The sequence below is a fragment of the Streptomyces sp. NP-1717 genome (assembly GCF_022695985.1).
In the GTDB taxonomy this organism is placed as follows: Bacteria; Actinomycetota; Actinomycetes; order Streptomycetales; family Streptomycetaceae; genus Streptomyces.
Genome location: NZ_JAAPBF010000157.1, coordinates 1 through 16581, shown reverse-complemented (window position 1 = coordinate 16581; position 16581 = coordinate 1). Strand labels below are relative to the sequence as shown.

General features: G+C 72.3%; 16 protein-coding genes. 4 read left to right on the top strand and 12 right to left on the bottom strand.

Going from position 1 to position 16581, the window contains the following annotated elements:
- Window positions 1-857 (bottom strand): DUF5685 family protein (locus GXP76_RS25480; RefSeq protein WP_242573933.1); only part of this gene is annotated, 857 nt, incomplete at its 3' end.
- 277 nt (window positions 858-1134) lie between these two features.
- Here GXP76_RS25480 and GXP76_RS25475 point away from each other — a divergent pair.
- Entirely contained in the window at window positions 1135-1569 is a 435-nt protein-coding gene (locus GXP76_RS25475; protein ID WP_242573932.1) for a cell division protein SepF, read from the top strand.
- A 26-nt stretch (window positions 1570-1595) separates the two neighbouring features.
- Here GXP76_RS25475 and GXP76_RS25470 read toward each other — a convergent pair whose 3' ends face one another.
- Together GXP76_RS25470 and GXP76_RS25465 are read right to left on the bottom strand one after the other, a co-directional pair.
- The gene (locus tag GXP76_RS25470) at window positions 1596-2807 is read right to left on the bottom strand and encodes an acyl-CoA dehydrogenase family protein (RefSeq protein ID WP_242573931.1); all 1212 of its coding nucleotides are present in this window, start codon (window positions 2805-2807) and stop codon (window positions 1596-1598) included.
- 114 nt (window positions 2808-2921) lie between these two features.
- Window positions 2922-4631 (bottom strand): MFS transporter, encoded by a 1710-nt coding sequence (locus tag GXP76_RS25465; protein WP_242573930.1) that lies wholly within the window; start codon window positions 4629-4631, stop codon window positions 2922-2924.
- A gap of 442 nt (window positions 4632-5073) precedes the next feature.
- Here GXP76_RS25465 and GXP76_RS25460 point away from each other — a divergent pair, with 442 nt between their 5' ends.
- Window positions 5074-6060: a phosphatase PAP2 family protein gene (locus GXP76_RS25460; protein WP_242573929.1), complete on the top strand. Its 987-nt coding sequence runs from the start codon at window positions 5074-5076 to the stop codon at window positions 6058-6060.
- A 106-nt stretch (window positions 6061-6166) separates the two neighbouring features.
- On the opposite strand, the gene GXP76_RS25455 is transcribed toward GXP76_RS25460, so the two are convergent.
- The 4 genes from GXP76_RS25455 to GXP76_RS25440 all read right to left on the bottom strand — a co-directional run bounded on the left by GXP76_RS25455 (window position 6167) and on the right by GXP76_RS25440 (window position 10050).
- A complete protein-coding gene (locus GXP76_RS25455; protein ID WP_242573928.1) occupies window positions 6167-6382 on the bottom strand; it encodes an I78 family peptidase inhibitor in 216 nt (71 codons plus the stop codon).
- A 378-nt stretch (window positions 6383-6760) separates the two neighbouring features.
- Window positions 6761-7726 (bottom strand): YafY family protein, encoded by a 966-nt coding sequence (locus tag GXP76_RS25450; protein WP_242573927.1) that lies wholly within the window; start codon window positions 7724-7726, stop codon window positions 6761-6763.
- A 201-nt stretch (window positions 7727-7927) separates the two neighbouring features.
- Window positions 7928-8767, bottom strand: a complete 840-nt coding sequence (locus tag GXP76_RS25445; RefSeq protein ID WP_242573926.1) for a hypothetical protein — start codon at window positions 8765-8767, stop codon at window positions 7928-7930.
- Entirely contained in the window at window positions 8764-10050 is a 1287-nt protein-coding gene (locus GXP76_RS25440) for a glycosyltransferase family 4 protein (RefSeq protein ID WP_242573925.1), read from the bottom strand. The genes GXP76_RS25445 and GXP76_RS25440 overlap by 4 nt, the downstream gene beginning before the upstream one ends.
- A 337-nt stretch (window positions 10051-10387) precedes the next feature.
- On the opposite strand from GXP76_RS25440, the gene GXP76_RS25435 reads away from it, so the two are divergent.
- Together GXP76_RS25435 and GXP76_RS35925 are read left to right on the top strand one after the other, a co-directional pair.
- Entirely contained in the window at window positions 10388-11164 is a 777-nt protein-coding gene (locus GXP76_RS25435) for a hypothetical protein (protein ID WP_242573924.1), read from the top strand.
- A 50-nt stretch (window positions 11165-11214) separates the two neighbouring features.
- On the top strand, window positions 11215-11772 hold the full coding sequence (locus tag GXP76_RS35925; protein WP_308354207.1) for a hypothetical protein: 558 nt from the start codon (window positions 11215-11217) through the stop codon (window positions 11770-11772).
- A gap of 91 nt (window positions 11773-11863) precedes the next feature.
- Here the strand turns inward: GXP76_RS35925 and der are convergent, their stop codons facing one another.
- The 5 genes from der to aroH form a co-directional block, all read right to left on the bottom strand.
- A complete protein-coding gene (der, locus tag GXP76_RS25425; RefSeq protein WP_242573923.1) occupies window positions 11864-13330 on the bottom strand; it encodes a ribosome biogenesis GTPase Der in 1467 nt (488 codons plus the stop codon).
- 51 nt (window positions 13331-13381) lie between these two features.
- The gene (locus GXP76_RS25420; RefSeq protein ID WP_242573922.1) at window positions 13382-14143 is read right to left on the bottom strand and encodes a 1-acyl-sn-glycerol-3-phosphate acyltransferase; all 762 of its coding nucleotides are present in this window, start codon (window positions 14141-14143) and stop codon (window positions 13382-13384) included.
- On the bottom strand, window positions 14101-14826 hold the full coding sequence (gene cmk, locus GXP76_RS25415; RefSeq protein ID WP_242573921.1) for a (d)CMP kinase: 726 nt from the start codon (window positions 14824-14826) through the stop codon (window positions 14101-14103). Before cmk ends, GXP76_RS25420 begins: the two co-directional genes overlap by 43 nt.
- 215 nt (window positions 14827-15041) lie before the next feature.
- Window positions 15042-16127, bottom strand: coding sequence for a prephenate dehydrogenase (locus tag GXP76_RS25410; protein ID WP_242573920.1), 1086 nt, complete (start codon window positions 16125-16127; stop codon window positions 15042-15044).
- Window positions 16124-16486: a chorismate mutase gene (gene aroH, locus GXP76_RS25405; RefSeq protein WP_242573919.1), complete on the bottom strand. Its 363-nt coding sequence runs from the start codon at window positions 16484-16486 to the stop codon at window positions 16124-16126. Before aroH ends, GXP76_RS25410 begins: the two co-directional genes overlap by 4 nt.
- Window positions 16487-16581: the final 95 nt, after the last annotated feature.

The following is a 16581-nucleotide window of genomic DNA, read 5'->3' as shown; positions in this document are numbered from 1 at the left end:
GACGACGTCCCGAAGGCGCGGTCGACCGAGGTGCGCAACTCGTGGGCCAGCAGTACGTGGGCCAGTTTGTCGTCGACGAACTCCGCGTCGCGCAGCGCCAGCCGGATGCCGTGCAGCGCGTCGTCCGCGAGCCTGCGCGCCTCGGCGAGCGAGGTGCCGGTCGCCGTGAGCGGGTTCCAGGAGCCCGACGCGGCGTCGGCGTCCCGGTCCTCCACGGCGTCCAGCAGATGCGCGAGCCGCCCGAAGAGCCGGCCCGCCTCGGCGAGCGGCGCCATGTTGCCGGGCCGGCCCGCGAGTACGGCGGTGTGCGCGAACGCGGCGGCCGTCGCCGTCTCGGTCGGCTCGGTGACGGTGAGCAGCGAGGTGCCCGGTCCGGCGAGCGCCTCGATGCCGGTCTGCCGGTCGACGGCGTCGACGAGTACCGCCGTGTCGAAGCCCAGCTCCGCGCCGGTACGCGCGCCGGCGCGGTCCCAGCCGCCGGCTATCCGGCGCGCGGCGACCGCCACCGGACGGCGCTTCAACACCCCGTCCCCGTCGGCCACGTGGTCCCGCACCTTGGCCGAGGCGAGCACCAGCGAGACGGCCGCGGCGAGACGCGCTCCCTCACCTTTCGCCACCGGAGCGGTTCGCATGCCGCGAAGTGGGCAGGGGCCAGCTGTGCGGCGCCATCCGGTGGCACGCTCGGACTGAGCCTCCGTCAGAACGGAGACAATCAGGCCGTCGTAGTTGGTGACGATGCGGGAGAACTGTCCGTGATCCGAGCGAAGTGCCAGGCAGAGACCGCACAGATGAGCCATCCACTCGGTCTTGAGCCCCTCCGAGAGCCGGTGGCTGCAGGGCCTGACAATTCCGAACACGACGGTTCCCCCAGGAGTCGTACGACGGTGCGTCAGGCATCGTATCGAGCCATCGGTTTCACCCGAACGTCCCCACCGTCACCCGTCTGGCCGGACTTTCATATTTTCGGTACGTCAGGGCCCGTACACAGGAAGAAACCTGACGAATCACCATATCTTCTGCACCAGTACCGTCACGAACCCCCTGCGCGGCGACAATCCACTTGGCGCGCAATCCGCATCATGGACAACCATAGGGATGCGGAACCACAAGCGACCGCGGTGAAAGGAGGCGTCCATGGGATCGGTGCGCAAGGCGAGTGCCTGGCTGGGCCTCGTTGAGGACAACGACGAGCGTTACTACGACGACGATTACTCCGAGGGTGCCGAGAACAACGACACCTGGAAGACCGATCCGCGTGTGCGGATCGCCGCCGAGGCCGCTCCGGAACAGGAGCGCAGGATCGCCACCGTCTCCCCGGAGAGCTTCCGGGACGCGCGTGGCATCGGCGAACTCTTCCGCGAGGGCGTCCCCGTCATCCTGAACCTCACCGCGATGGAGCCCGCCGACGCCAAGCGTGTCGTCGACTTCGCCGCCGGACTGATCTTCGGTCTCCGCGGCTCGATCGACCGTGTCGCCACCCGGGTGTTCCTGCTGACCCCCGCCCACACCGAGATCGTCAGCGGGGAGTCGCAGGCACACCAGCGGGACGGCTTCTTCAACCAGAGCTGAGCGGGGCGCTCACCGGGTCACCCCGGTCACCGGAAGGCATCGAGACCGGTGAGTGCCTTGCCCAGCACCAGCTGGTGCATCTCGACGGTGCCCTCGTAGGTGAGCACCGACTCCAGATTCGTCGCGTGCCGCATCACGGGATATTCGAGGGAGATCCCGTTGGCCCCGAGGATCGTGCGCGAGGTACGGCAGATCTCGATCGCCTCCCGCACATTGTTGAGCTTCCCGAAGCTGACCTGCTCGGGAAGGAGCTTCCCCGCGTCCAGCCGCCGGCCGAGATGGTGCGCGAGCAGGATGCCCTTGTGGAGTTCGACCGCCATGTCGGCGAGCTTGGCCTGGGTGAGCTGGAAGCCGCCGATCGGCCTGCCGAACTGTTCCCGGCTCTTCGCGTACTCCACCGCCGATTCGAAACTGGCGCGCGCCGCGCCCATCGAGCCCCAGACGATCCCGTAGCGGGCGTGGCTCAGACAGCTGAGGGGCCCGCGCAGGCCGGTGACCTCGGGGAGTACGGCGTCGGCCGGGAGCCGTACCCCGTCCATGACCAGTTCGCTGGTGACCGAGGCCCGCAGCGACCACTTGTGCCTGATCTCGGGCGCCGAGAAGCCGGGGCTGCCTGCCGGGACGAGAAAGCCCCGGATTCCGTCGTCCGTCCGGGCCCAGACGACGGCGACGCCCGCGACCGAGCCGTTGGTGATCCACATCTTGCGGCCGGTGAGCACCCAGTCGGTGCCCTCGCGCTTGGCGTACGTGCGCATCCCGGCCGGGTCGGAGCCGTGGTCGGGCTCGGTGAGACCGAAGCAGCCGATGATCTCGCCGGCCGCCATGCCCGGGAGCCAGCGCCGCTTCTGCTCCTCGGAGCCGAACCGGTGGATCGCGTACATGGCGAGCGAGCCCTGGACGGAGACGAGCGAGCGGATCCCGGAGTCGGCGGCCTCCAGCTCCAGACAGGCGAGTCCGTACTGGACGGCGGTAGCGCCCGCGCAGCCGTAGCCCTGGAGCGACATGCCGAGCGCGCCGATGGAGCCCAGCTCACGGCTCAGCTCGCGGATGCCGGGCAGCTCACCGCGCTCGTACCACTCGGCGATGTGCGGCATGACCCGGTCGGTGGCCCATGAGCGCATCGTGTCGCGGACGGCCAGGTCCTCGGGGTCCAGCAGATCGTCGAGGCCGAGAGGATCGCGCGGGTCGAAGGGCGGACGTTTCGAGGAGGACGGCTTCGAGGCTGAGGGTGCGGACATGGGGCTGCCTCCGGCGGCTCGCGGATGTCGGTGCGCGGTGTCGGGTTCGCGGTTGGCGGTGCGTGGTCGTCGGTGCGTGGTCGTCGGTGCGCCGATCCAGTAAAACTAGCAGCGCTAGTTAGACTCGGCGCCGACATTACGGCGCAGGGCCGCCGCCCGTCCAGACCCGCCGTGGTGCGCGTGGCTCCGGCCCGCCGGGGCGCCGGCACCGACCGCCGTGCCGTCGCGCGGCGCCGGTATGTCCGCGGCCTCGCCGCGGGGCGGCGCTCCGCAGTCCATCACCCGGGGCAGCCGCAGCGCGGCCACCGCGCCGAGCAGCAGCAGCCCCGCGCTGACCAGGAGCGTCACATGCAGTCCGTGCACGAAGGAGTGACGTGCCGCGATCCGCAGGGCCTCCCCCGCCGGACCACCCAGCTGGGCGGCCACCTGGTACGCCTCCCCCAGCGAGTTGGCCGCCGCGGCTCCCGCGGCTTCCGGGACCCCGTCGACCGAGCCCGACGACAGGGCGGGCGCGTAGGCCGCGTTCATGACGCTGCCAAGCAGCGCGATCCCCATCCCCGCGCCGAGCTGGTAGGACGTCTCACCGATGGCGGCGGCGCCCCCGGCCTGCTCGGGCGGCGCCTCGCTGAGCATCGACTCGTACGCCCCGAAGAGCGTGGACTGCAGACCGAGGCCGAGCAGTACGAAGGCGGTCGTCAGCAGCGCCGGCCGGTCGTGCTGGCCCATCATCACCAGCAGCAGCACGGCGCCCGCGGTGAGGACGAACCCGCAGGCGACCATCCGGCGCGGGCCGAACCTGCGCAGCGTGTACGAGCCGGTGGCCCCCGCAGCTATGGCCGCGAAGGTGAGGGGCAGCAGCCGCAGTCCGGTCTCCAGAGGGCCGAGGCCGAGCACGAGCTGGAGGTACTGGACGGCGATCAGCTGGAGGCCGACCAGCGCGAGCATGGCGAGCACGATGCAGCCCACGGAGGTCGAGAAGGTCGGCCGCGCGAACATCGAGACGTCTATGAGGGGATGTTTCCGGCGTTTCTGCCGCCGTACGAAGAAGGCCAGCAGGACCGCGCCGAGCAGCAGCGGCCCGAAGGTCTTGACGTCGAGCATCGAGGCGCCCGCGCCGAGGCGCTTCACCCCCAGCACGACGCCGAGCACACCGGCCGCGGCCATCAGGGCGCCGGCCACGTCCCACGGGCCGTCGCAGCCGCCCTTCGACTCGGGCAGCAGGAAACGGCCGACGGGGAGGATCAGCGCCATCAGCGGCACGTTGATCAGGAAGACCGAGCCCCACCAGAAGTGCTCGACGAGGAACCCGCCGAGCACCGGTCCGGTCGCGGCGCCGACGGCGGCGACCGCCGTCCAGATGCCGATCGCCATGGCGCGCTCGCGCCGGTCGGGGAAGACCGTACGGAGGATGGAGAGCGTCGCGGGCATGATCATCGCACCGCCGATGCCCAGCAGGGCGCGCGCGGCGATCAGTATCCCGGGTGAGCCTGCGAAGGCCGCGGCGACCGAGGCCAGCCCGAAGATCCCGTAGCCCATGAGCAGGACCCGCCGCCGGCCGATCCGGTCGCCGAGCGTGCCGAAGAGGATCAGCAGCGCGGCGCAGACCAGCGGGTAGGCGTCCACGATCCACAGCAGTTCGACGCCGCTCGGCCGCAGGTCCTCGGTGACGGAGGGGACGGCGACGTGCAGCACGGTCGCGTCGAGCGCGACGAGCAGCAGACTGACGCAGAGGACGACCAGGACGGCCCAGCGGTTGACGTCACCATGGGCACCGCCGCCGACGGCGGCACGCAGCCGCGCTCCGGCCGTGGTGGTCCCGGACATCTGCCTACCTCCCAGTGAAGACCCTCGCGCTCGGCGGGCCGGCGGGACTCTGACGACATGTCCCGGGGCGGCCCGGCATCGACGGGCGAGTGAGCGGACAGCGTACGCGAGTTCGTCCGCCCGGAGCGTGGCCCATCTCACCTCGCCGAACGTCGAAGTGTGGCCTACGCCGGCGGACGGCGTACGCCCGGGGGGTCACCCCGGTGCGGTCAAGCCTCGGTCAAGCGGTCGGAAAATTCCGTGCGACGCCACGGTGAACTAATTCTGTTGCGCACAAAGACACTTACCGGCGTCGCGCCACGAGCAATAGGGCACAAGGTCACTTGAAATTGCGGAACGGCCTCGGATAAACAGCGATCCGAGACACACTCCACATCACATCGTCATCACAAAGAGACTGGAACGACCGAGTCGGCCGTTCACTCGCTGTAACGTCGATTGGGTGCGTACCGACATCTTCGCCCGACTGGACCGGGAGCCGGAGCCGCCGAAGATAGAGATCCCGCGGATGAGCCGTACCCGCGCGACCCTCTTCGGCGGGACTCTGGTGTTCTATCTCGCCGTCGTGGTCGCCGTTCTCGTCTCGTCCTGGCTGGTGACACTCGACTGGAAGATCATGCTCTTCCGGCCGTACCAGCAGTGGCAGCAACTGCACGCGTTCCTGGACTACTTCGTGGTGCTCGGCCAGCGCGGCCCCACGGCCGTGATGATCGCCGCCTGGCTGGGCTGGCGGTCCTGGCGCCAGCACACGCTGCGTCCGCTGCTGGTCCTCGGGACCGCGCTGCTGCTGCTCAACGTGACCGTGGGGGCGGTGAAGCTCGGCCTCGGCCGGCTCGGCCCGCACTACGCGACGCAGATCGGATCGGCCGAACTCTTCGCGGGCGGCGACATATTCCCCTCCGGCCACACCGCGAACGCCGTGGTGACGTGGGGCATCCTGGCCTATCTGGCCACCACGCCGCGGGCCAGGCGCTATCTGTCGATCGGCTCGTCCGTGGTCGCACTCGGCGTCGGCGCGACGACCGTCTATCTGGGCACGCACTGGCTGAGCGACGTGCTGCTCGGCTGGGTCGCCGGTCTGCTGATCCTGCTCGCCCTGCCGTGGTTCGAGCCGACCATCGCCCGTACCGAGGCGGCGGTCTTCGCCGTCCGCGAGCAGTGGCGCGCACGCCGCAGGGCGGCCGTCGCGCCGGTACCGGCCGACAGTCCCTGGCCCGTGATAGTCCCTCAGCTCCCGGCGAAGGACGGTGAGGACACCGGCCGCTCGACGGTCGGCACGGCCCACTCGGGACGCGGTACGAGCGGCCGGAACAGCACCGCGCAGCTCACCCAGTCCCGGCCGCACACCACGGCGCGTTCCGAACGGACCCCGATCACCCCGGCGGGCAGCCGCCGTCCGCCGCGATCGAGGCCGATGGCGGGCGGCTGACCGGCGGGAAGAGCAGGCAGGGGAGGGCCCCGGCGCGGGTGCGCCGGGGCCCTCCCCTGTGATGACAAGTACGCCTGAACGCGCGGACGTCGCCCGTCCAACCGGGTCAACCCAGCCAGCAGCGAATGACGGTGTCGTTCTCGACCTCGAAGTTCAGCCGCCCCTGAAGGTACTCCAGGGTGATGACGGCGCCCGGCGGCAGCGCCCTGACGGTGGTCCAGCCGCGCTCGCGGGCGATCCGCTCGGCCTCGGGGGCGGTGAGGCCCACATAGGAGTCGGGTGCGTCGTCGGGCTGTGCCGGAGGTGTCGGTATCGATGCCATACGACTCAGCCTAGGCGTTCCGGGCCGTCCCGGCCCGGTCTGCGGGTGACGGCGGACGGTGACGGAACGGCGGCCTCCGGCGGCTCGCCGGTCACCGTCCCCACGCACTTGCGCACCACGGCGGTCACACTTGTGTCACAGGATCACGACACTTGTTCGGGTACTCCCACTTGCCTTCGGACCACTGTTCAAACATCGGCCGTAAGTAAGCGATAAGCAATTCGGCCGACTCGAAGATCACCCTATTTTCCACGCCCCGAATTCCTCCGTCCGACCGTCCTCCGGTATTCGGCGCGCCGTGCGGAATTCACCTCTCCCTCGCACGGTCATCGGCGGTACGACACCTTCCGGATGACCGCGGACCGGGCCGCTCCGCTGTTACGGAGCGTCGCCCAGCGCGCGGGAAAGGCGGTCCCGCGCCGTCCTCATGTGCTCGGTCAGCTCCACGGGCTCGACCACTTCGAAGTCGATACCGAGGAGCATCACGTGGACCACCATCACGTCGAGACCGCCCGCCCCGGTGCGCAGCAGGCAGCTGTGCTCGTCGACCGGCTCCAGCACACCGGCGGACGGTGACACCGCCTGCGCCGCCTCCTCCGCCGAGGCGTGGAGCCGGATCACCGCGGAAGAGGCGTAGACGCGGGTGGAGACGCCCTCGGAGACATAGGCGGCCAGATCGTCCGCGGGCGGTTCACGGGGCGGGAAGCGCGGTCCGTGCGGCGGCCTGGGGGTGATGCGGTCCGCCCGGAACGTACGCCAGTCGGCGCGGTCCAGGTCCCAGGCGACCAGGTACCAGCGGCGCTCGGTGCACACCAGGCGGTGCGGCTCCACGGTGCGGCGGCTGGCGGAGCCGCCGTGGTCGAGGTAGTCGAAGCGCAGCCGCTCGCCGTCCCGGCAGAGGTTCGCCAGCTCGGTGAGGACGCTCGCGTCCACCGTCGGGCCGGGTCCGCGGAGCATGGGGACGGTGAAGGCGTTGAGCGCGCCGACCCGGCGGCGCAGCCGGCCCGGCAGGACCTGCTCCAGCTTGGCGAGCGCGCGGACGGACGTCTCGCCGATGCCGTCGATACCGTTGCCCGCCGCCGTACGCAGCCCGACGGCCACGGCGACGGCCTCCTCGTCGTCCAGCAGGAGCGGCGGCAGCTCGGCACCGGCGCCGAGCTGGTAGCCGCCGCCGGTGCCGGGACTGGCGTTCACCGGGTAGCCCAGCTCGCGCAGCCGGTCCACGTCGCGCCGCACGGTGCGCGGCGTCACCCCGAGGCGCTCGGCCAGATCGGGGCCGGACCATTCACGGTGGGCCTGCAACAGGGAGAGCAGGCGGAGCAGTCGGGCCGAGGTATCCAGCATGCGTCGATTCTGGCAGCCGTCGAGGACAGGTACTGTCCGCGACGGGAGTTCCCGGCGACGGAACCGTCAGCAGCGCCGCCAGTCCGCCGGGTCCGGCCGTACGCGGCGCCGTGCCGCTCTCGCGGGAGCCCGTAACGCACCGCGCGGCCGCGGCCGCCGCGCCGTGACCCGGCTCGGCGCCGTACAGCACGCCCCGCACGGTCATGGCGCCGTCCGCGAGGTGGCGCCGCGTACGGCGGGGCCCGCCGGGTCCAGCCGTACGCGGAGGTTGTTGTCGCCCGAGTAGCAGGGGGCGGCCAGCCAGCCGTCCGCCCGGTGCGCCGGGTACACGTAGACGTTCCCGCGGTCCCAGACGTCGTCGAGGATCCGTGCGAGCCGGACGGCGGGGGCGCCGGGCGAGGGCAGCAGCCACAGGTCCCAGAACTGCCGCGCCGTCACGGGCCGCCCGGCGAGCGCCGCGTACGGCAGGGTGAAGCCGAAGCCGCCGCCCGGGCCGCCGGTGAGGGGGACCCGGTGCGTACGGGGCGCCGTGCCGCTCTCGCGGGAGCCCGTACCGCACCGCGCCTCGGCCGCCGCGCCGTGGCCCGGCTCGGCGCCGTACAGCACACCCCGCACGGTCATGGCGCCGTCCGCGAGGTGGATGGCCCCGGCCTCCGCGTGCGGTGAGCGGACCCAGGAGCGCACCGCGAGGCGGCCGTCGGCCGTCGGGTACGGGACTCGGACGGTGACGGGCCCGTCGCCCGGGACCCGGTCGACCAGCGCGCGCACGTCCCTGGCGCCGGGCCGGACGGGCTGTCCCTCACGGTCGCCGTGCTCCGCGACATGGACGATGTCCCAGCGGCCCTCGGCGACCGGGGTGCCGTGGTCCAGTACGGCGCGCCGTCCGGTCAGCCGCAGCCGCACCTCGTCCGCCGGTGTCCTGCCGCCGCGCCGGCGCAGCACCAGCTCCGAGGCGGCTCCGGGGTCGCCGGGGTCGCCAGCGAGGTCGAGGACGATGTTTCCCGCCGCGTCGGCGGCGCAGTGCGCGGTGGGGGCGCTCACCCGGCTCTCCCCCTGCGGACCGCCGCGGCGGCCAGTTCGCGCACGGTCCGCGTCCCGCCGACGAAAAGGCCGCGGCCGCGCCGTACGGTGCCCAGCACCGCCCCGCGCGGCCCCGCCTGCCGGCGGCCGCGGTCGACCAGCGCGGCGAACAGTTCCTCGTGGCGTTCGGCGATCCGTGCCGGGTCGAAGCGGGCGGACGACGCGATGGCCGCCAGCCCCGTACGCCGCCGCAGTTCGTCGTCCTCGATCAGCGCGAGGAGCCCGTCGGCGATGGCGTCCACGTCCCCGACCGGCACCAGCCGGCCGTCGACCCCGTCCTCGATGATCTCGCCGGGCCCGTGCGGGCAGTCGGTGGAGACGACGGGGACGCCGCAGCGCATGGCCTCGACGATGGTCATCCCGAACGATTCGAGGCTCGAAGTGACGGCGGCGATCGAGCCCTTGACCCACTCCGGCTCCAACGGGTTGGCCGTGCCCATCAGATGGACGTGGTTGTAGAGCTCGCGCTCGTCGATCAGGGCGCGCAGCGCGGCCCGTTCGTCGCCGGTCGCGTCGCCCGCGCCGTAGATCCGCAGCCGCCAGTCCGGCCGTGCGGCCACCACCTTGGAGAAGGCACTGATCAGCAGGTCGTACCGCTTGACGGGGGTGAGCCTGCCCGCCGCCACGACGCATCTGCCGGTGGAGTCGGCGGGGGCGACGCCGGGCGCGGGCACGCTGTTGGGGACCGCGTCGATCCGTACGCCGGGCAGCCGCAGCCGGGAGCGGTAGGCGCGCGCGTCGGCCTCGGTGACGGTGGTGACGGCGTCGAGCAGCGTGTACCGGTGGGCGATCTCGCGGCGCAGCCGGTGGCTGTGACTGTCCAGGGTCAGGTGTTCCTGGCCCACCCGGACCGTGCCGCGCCGGGTCTGGCGGGCGATGTGGCAGTTGAGGCCGGGGCGGGTGCCGACGACGACGTCGGCCGTCAGCGACCGCAGGTGCTCGGCGATGCGGGTGTCGGTGAGACGGCTGTACTGCTTGTGCCGGCCGTCGCCGCGCGGGAAGACCGCGGCGGGGCGGCCGATGTCGGGGTGCGCGCCGTCGTAACCGCCGCTGTCGCGGCGCAGATCGACGAGATGGCGGAGCAGGACGCCCTCGGGCGCGCCGAGCGTGGGTTCGTCGCGGTGGCGGAAGACCGAGACGATCTCGACGTCGTGCCGCTCGGCGAGCGCCCGCGCGAGGTTGAACGTGGTCCGGATCGTTCCGCCGACCCCGAACGCGTTGTGGAGCAGGAAAGAGATGTGCATGGGTCGAGGTGTCTTTCTGGTTCGTCCCTGGTTGTCCCGGGTTCTCCCTGGTCGGCCTGGGGGGACTGTAGGCGCGGAATCCGCCCCTCCCGCCGCACCCGCGACGTGCGCCGGGGGCCCGCGTCGGGGCACTTGGCGCCGCCACGCCCGCGCGCGCCCGGGGCGGAAACCACCGGCCGGGCAGCCGCCGGGCGGCCGGAAGCTTCACCCGTACGTGCGAGGGGCAGCGGCGGTGCGATTCGTCCCGCTTCGCGCGTGACCCCGGCTACGGCTCGCCCGTTGTCTCTTTGCGGGCCGGGAACAGCCCGGCCCACGCACCGAGTTCGAGGAGCCAACCGTGCCGCGCATGCTCGACGTCAGCGAGGACGTACGCGCCGAGATCGGCGACGAAGAAGCCGATCGCCTGCTCGTCGGCGACAACTCCCCGGGCAGCTACGACTGCACCTCGTGCCGTACCCCGGGCGACTCCGAAACCGAGCGCACCAGCACGGTGCTGTTCATCGGCGAGGAGACCGCCGTCCTGGCGTTCGCCCACGCCACCTGCATCCCCTCCCAGGTCGTCAAGGTGGCGGAGGACCAGCTCCAGGGAGCCGTCCGCAGCATCACCGGCGGGGATCCCCAGGCGCGGTCCGGCGGCGGCGAGCAGGCCGTCCTCGGTGTCACCAGCGGTCTGGTCCTGATCGACAACCAGCTGCACCCCGCCCTCGTCGTGGAACCGACCGGTCCCATCGCCAGACCCGGTTCGGCCGGCCCGCAGGACGAGTTCCTGCCGCTCCTCGCGGAGCAGGGCTTCCGGCCGGTCGCCGATCTGAGCCGGGTCCCGGCGACGCTGTCCGGCTGGTCGGTGCTGCTCGCCATGGGCCAGCTGCACGCGGTCCTCCAGCCCGGCACCGGCGGCGGCACCCCCGTCGCCTGGTGGCAGGCGCACCAGCCGCTCCAGGTCACCGGCGACTGGCGGGCCGCCGCGAACAAGTGGCGGAACGTCCTGGTCTTCGCCGCCCCGGTCGGCTCCATCGGCCAGCAGCCGCGCGAGGACCTGCTGCGCGACGCGCTGGACAAGGCCGCGGCCAACGGGCGTCTGGTGGCGGCGGCGATGCCGCTGGCCGGCACGTGACGGACGACGGGCACCCGGGCGGGGACGACCGCCGGGCCGGGGAGCGGTATGTGACCGGGCACCGCGGCGGTGAACACCGCAGTGGCGAGCACCGCGTCGGCGAGGGCCCCGACGGCGGGCGCCCCGGCGGGCAGCACCGGGGGGAGGAACACCGCGACGAGGAGCGGGACCACGCGGGGGACCCGGCACGTACCTCCGCCGGTTCGGTCCCGCACCCGTCGCGACCAGCATTTTCGCGGGTCAGGCCGCATCCGACGGACGACGGGGTCGTTGGCACCTACGTGCACTCATACGACCGTCCACGCCAGCAGTACCAGCCCCAGGTTCCCGCCATGCGCCCCGCCCAGGACCCCCCGGCCGGGTACTCCTCAGGAGCTTCGGCCACGCCGATCTACGACGCGCTGTACTCCGAGTACCTGCGGTCGTTCAGGACGCTGCCGGGCGACCGCAGCGGTGAGGAGAACCTGGGCTTCACCGCCTTCGGTACGGGGATGCACGGTTCGTCCTCGGGCCGGCAGGCCCCGTTCAGCGGTTCGTGGCAGAGCACGCACTACGCGCCGGGCCGCGCGCAGGCCGCCCTGCCGCCGGCGCCCCGCCGGGGTCTGTGACCTCCGCCCGGCCGTACGGGACATGCCGGTGGGCCCGGCGCGGAGATCGTCCGCGCCGGGCCCACCGGCATGTTCCGTCAGCTGTCGCGCGTCACTTCTTGCGGCCGCGCTTCTCCCTCACCCGCACCGAGATGTGGATCGGCGTGCCCTCGAAGCCGAACTCCTCGCGGAGCCTGCGTTCCACGAACCGCCGGTAGCCCGCCTCGATGAAGCCGGACGCGAAGAGGACGAACCGGGGCGGCCGGGTGCCCGCCTGCGTGCCGAACAGGATGCGCGGCTGCTTGCCGCCGCGGATGGGGTGCGGGTGCGCGGCGACGAGTTCGCCGAGGAAGGCGTTGAGCCTGCCGGTCGGCACGCGCGTCTCCCAGCCTTCGAGAGCCGTCTCGATCGCCGGGACCAGGCGCTCCATGTGGCGTCCGGTGCGCGCCGAGACGTTGACGCGGGGCGCCCACGCGATCTGCCCCAGCTCGGTCTCGATCTCGCGTTCCAGGTAGTAGCGGCGCTCCTCGTCGAGGGTGTCCCACTTGTTGAACGCGACGACCAGGGCCCGGCCCGCGTCGACGGCCATCGTGATGATGCGCTGGTCCTGGACGCTGATGGACTCGCTGGTGTCGATCAGGACGACGGCGACCTCGGCCTTCTCCACGGCCGCCGCCGTACGGAGCGAGGCGTAGTAGTCGGCGCCCTCCTGGAGGTGGACGCGGCGCCGGATACCGGCCGTGTCCACGAACTTCCAGACCTTGCCGCCGAGTTCGATGAGTTCGTCGACCGGGTCACGGGTGGTGCCCGCGATCTCGTTGACGACGACGCGCTCCTCGCCCGCGACCTTGTTCAGCAGCGAGGACTTGCCGACGTTCGGGCGGCCGATCAGCGCGATCCGGCGCGGGCCGCCGATGGCGGTGCCGAAGGTCTGCTCCGGGGCCTCGGGCAGCGCTTCGAGTACGGCGTCGAGCATGTCGCCCGTACCGCGGCCGTGCAGCGAGGACACCGGGTGGGGCTCGCCGAGACCCAGCGACCACAGCGCCGTCGCGTCGGCCTCGCCGCTCTGGCCGTCGACCTTGTTGGCGCACAGCACGACGGGCTTGCCCGCGCGGCGCAGCAGCTTGACCACGGCCTCGTCGGTGTCGGTGGCGCCGACCGTGGAGTCCACGACGAAGACGACCGCGTCGGCGGCCTCGATCGCGTACTCGGCCTGGGCGGCGACGGCCGCGTCGAGACCGAGGACGTCCTGCTCCCAGCCGCCGGTGTCGACGACCTTGAAGCGGCGCCCGGCCCATTCGGCCTCGTAGGTGACGCGGTCCCGCGTGACGCCGGGCTTGTCCTGGACGACGGCCTCACGGCGGCCGATGATGCGGTTCACGAGGGTCGACTTGCCGACATTGGGGCGGCCGACGACCGCGAGGACGGGCAGCGGGCCGTGACCGGCCTCGTCGATCGCGCCCTCGATCTCCTCGGGGTCGAATCCCTCGTGGGTGGCGAGCTCCATGAACTCCGAGTACTCGGCGTCGCCAAGCTCTCCGTGCTCGTCGCCGGAGGAGGAGTCGATCTGGTCGTTCATGAAGTCCGTACCTCGTTCATCGTGATCGGTGCGCCGCGACTGCGCGGTGCACTACTCAAGTCCTGCCCGGCGCCCGGTGAGGCGCCTGGCGTTGTCCAGATGGGCGGTCAGCCGCTTCTGGATCCGCAGCGTGGCGTCGTCCATCGCCCGCCGCGTGCGCCGGCTGCTTCCGCCCTCCCGTCGCCCACCACCACCCTTGGCCGAGCTTCGCACCCTTTCCTGCGCGTCGAACGCGTCCCCGAAGACGACGTCGACACGGCTGCGCAGCGGCGGCAGCGCGGATATCAGCCGGCCGCGGCGGTCCGTGCTCCCCAGCACCGCCACCGGGACGATCGGCGCCCCGGTCCGTACGGCGAAGTACGCGAGCCCCGACCGCAGTGAGGCGAAGTCACCCTCGCCCCTGCTGCCCTCGGGGAAGATCCCGAGGACCCCGCCGCCCTGGAGCACCCCGAGCGCGTCGGTGACGGCGGCGCGGTCCGTGGTCTCACGGTCCACCTTCAGCTGCCCGATGGACAGCAGGAACGGGTCGAGCGGACCGATGAAGGCTTCTTTCTTGATCAGGAAGTGCACGGGCCGGGGTGCGGTGCCCATGAGCATCGGGCCGTCGATGTTGTGCGAGTGGTTGACGGCCAGGATCACCGGGCCGGCCGCGGGGACCCGCCAGGCACCGAGCACCCGCGGCTTCCACAGGCCGTACATGAGCCCGATGCCGATGCCGCGGCCGACCGCCGCGCCCTTCCGGGACGGCGCGCCCTTCCGGGAGGGTCCGTTCACCGGGCCGCCCGCTTCTCCTCGACGAGGGTGACGACGCACTCGATGACCTGCTGGAGCGTGAGGTCGGTGGTGTCCACCTCGACCGCGTCGGCCGCCTTGGCCAGCGGGGACGTCTTGCGGCCGGAGTCGATCGCGTCCCGCTTGATCAGCGCTTCCCGGGTGGCGGCGAGGTCCGCCGCCTCCTTGCCCTTCAGTTCGCCGCTGCGGCGCGCGGCGCGCGCCTCGGGCGAGGCGGTGAGGAAGACCTTCAGGTCGGCGTCGGGCAGCACGGTGGTGCCGATGTCGCGGCCCTCGACGACGATGCCGTTGCCGGCGCCGGCGGCGATGGAGCGCTGGAGTTCGGTGATGACGGCCCGTACCTCGGGGACGGCGCTGACCGCGCTGACCCGGGCCGTGACCTCCTGGGTGCGGATGGGGCCGGATGCGTCCACGCCGTCGACGGTGATCGTCGGGTTCGACGCGTCGGTGCCGGAGACGATCACCGGCTTGTCGGCGGCCGTGGCGACGGCCGAGGCGTCCTGGACGTCGATACCGTTGCTGATCATCCACCAGGTGATCGCCCGGTACTGCGCGCCGGTGTCCAGGTAGCTCAGACCGAGCTGGGTGGCCACGGACCGGGACGTGCTCGACTTGCCGGTGCCCGCGGGCCCGTCGATGGCGACGATCACGGCGGCCGGGGCGGTCCTGGCGTCGGTTGCAGCGGTTTCCACGGGGGCGGACACCTTCCTGGTTCACGGGGCGCGGAGTCGTAACGCGAAGTGGTTCGCGGATGAGTCTCGGGACGTTCGGGGGTCGTTTCCGGACGCCCAGACGTCAGTACGCCCCCGCACAAGGTTACCGAGTGCTGGGACCGCGCCTTACACCCCCGCGAAAGCCCGCCCGCGCAGCCGCCGACGGCGTGTCCCGGACACCGGCGCCCCGCACGGCCGTCCCGCCGTCACCAGCGGATCGACCAGCCCCGGTCGCGCAGGGACGCGCTCAGGACGGGCGCCGACGACGGCTCCACCATCAGCTGCACCAGACCCGCCTCCTGTCCGGTCGCGTGCTCGATCCGCACGTCCTCGACGTTGACCCCGGCGCTCCCGGCGTCCGCGAAGATCCGGGCCAGCTCGCCCGGCCGGTCGCTGATCAGGACGGCCACCGTCTCGTACGACGCCGGGGCCGCGCCGTGCTTGCCGGGCACCCGTACCCGGCCCGCGTTGCCGCGCCGCAGGACGTCCTCGATGCCCCGGGTGCCGCCGCGCCGCTCGGTCTCGTCGGCGGACTGGAGCGCCCGCAGCGCCTCGACGGTCTCGCCGAGGTCGGCGGCCACGCCCGCGAGGACGTCGGCGACCGGCCCCGGGTTCGCCGAGAGGATCTCGACCCACATGCGGGGGTCGGAGGCCGCGATGCGGGTGACGTCGCGGATGCCCTGGCCACAGAGCCGTACGGCGGTCTCGTCGGCCTCCTCCAGCCGGGCGGCGACCATCGAGGAGATCAGCTGGGGTGTGTGGGAGACGAGGGCGACGGCCCGGTCGTGGGCGTCGGCGTCCATGACCACCGGCACCGCGCGGCAGAGCGCGACGAGTTCGAGGGCGAGGTTCAGCACCTCGGTGTCGGTGACGGCCGTGGGGGTCAGCACCCAGGGGCGGCCCTCGAAGAGGTCGGCGGTCGCCGCGAGCGGGCCCGAGCTCTCCTTGCCGGCCATCGGATGCGTACCGATGTACGTGCTCAGGTCGAGGCCCAGTGCCTCCAGCTCGCGCCGGGGGCCGCCCTTGACGCTGGCGACGTCCAGGTAGCCGCGCGCGCTGCCGGCGCGCATCGCGGCGGCGACGGCCGTGGCGGTGTGCGCGGGCGGCACGGCGATGACGGCGAGGTCGACGGGGCCGGCGGGGGGCTCCTCGGTGCCGGCGCCGAGCGCCGCCGCGGTCCGTGCTCTGGCCGGGTCGTGGTCCACGAGGTGGACGGCGACACCGCGCTCGGCGAGGGTCAGGGCGGCCGAGGTGCCGATCAGGCCGGCTCCGATGACGAGGGCGGTTCTCACTGGGCGATGTCCTTGCGGAGGGCTGCCGCGGCCCCGAGGTAGACGTGCGCGATCTCGGACCGGGGGAGGTCGGACTCGATGTGGGCGAGGATGCGGACCACTCGGGGCATGGCGCCCTCTATGTCCAGCTCCTGCGCGCATATCAGCGGGACGTCGACGATACCGATGCCGCGCGCGGCGGCGGCCGGGAAGTCGCAGTGCAGGTCGGGGGTGGCGGTGAACCAGATGCTGATCAGGTCGTCCGCCCCCAGGCTGTTGCGCTCCAGGATGGCGGAGAGCAGCAGGGACACCTGCTCGTCCATGTGCCGCGGCTCGTCCCGCTCCAGCTGGACGGCCCCTCGGACAGCTCGTACCGGCACGTCGTACTCCTCGTCCCGCTCAGTGATCGTGTACCGCGTCCAGGTTAGACAGGTGATCGACAGTACGGACCGGGCGACCGTTGCGCGAGACGGCC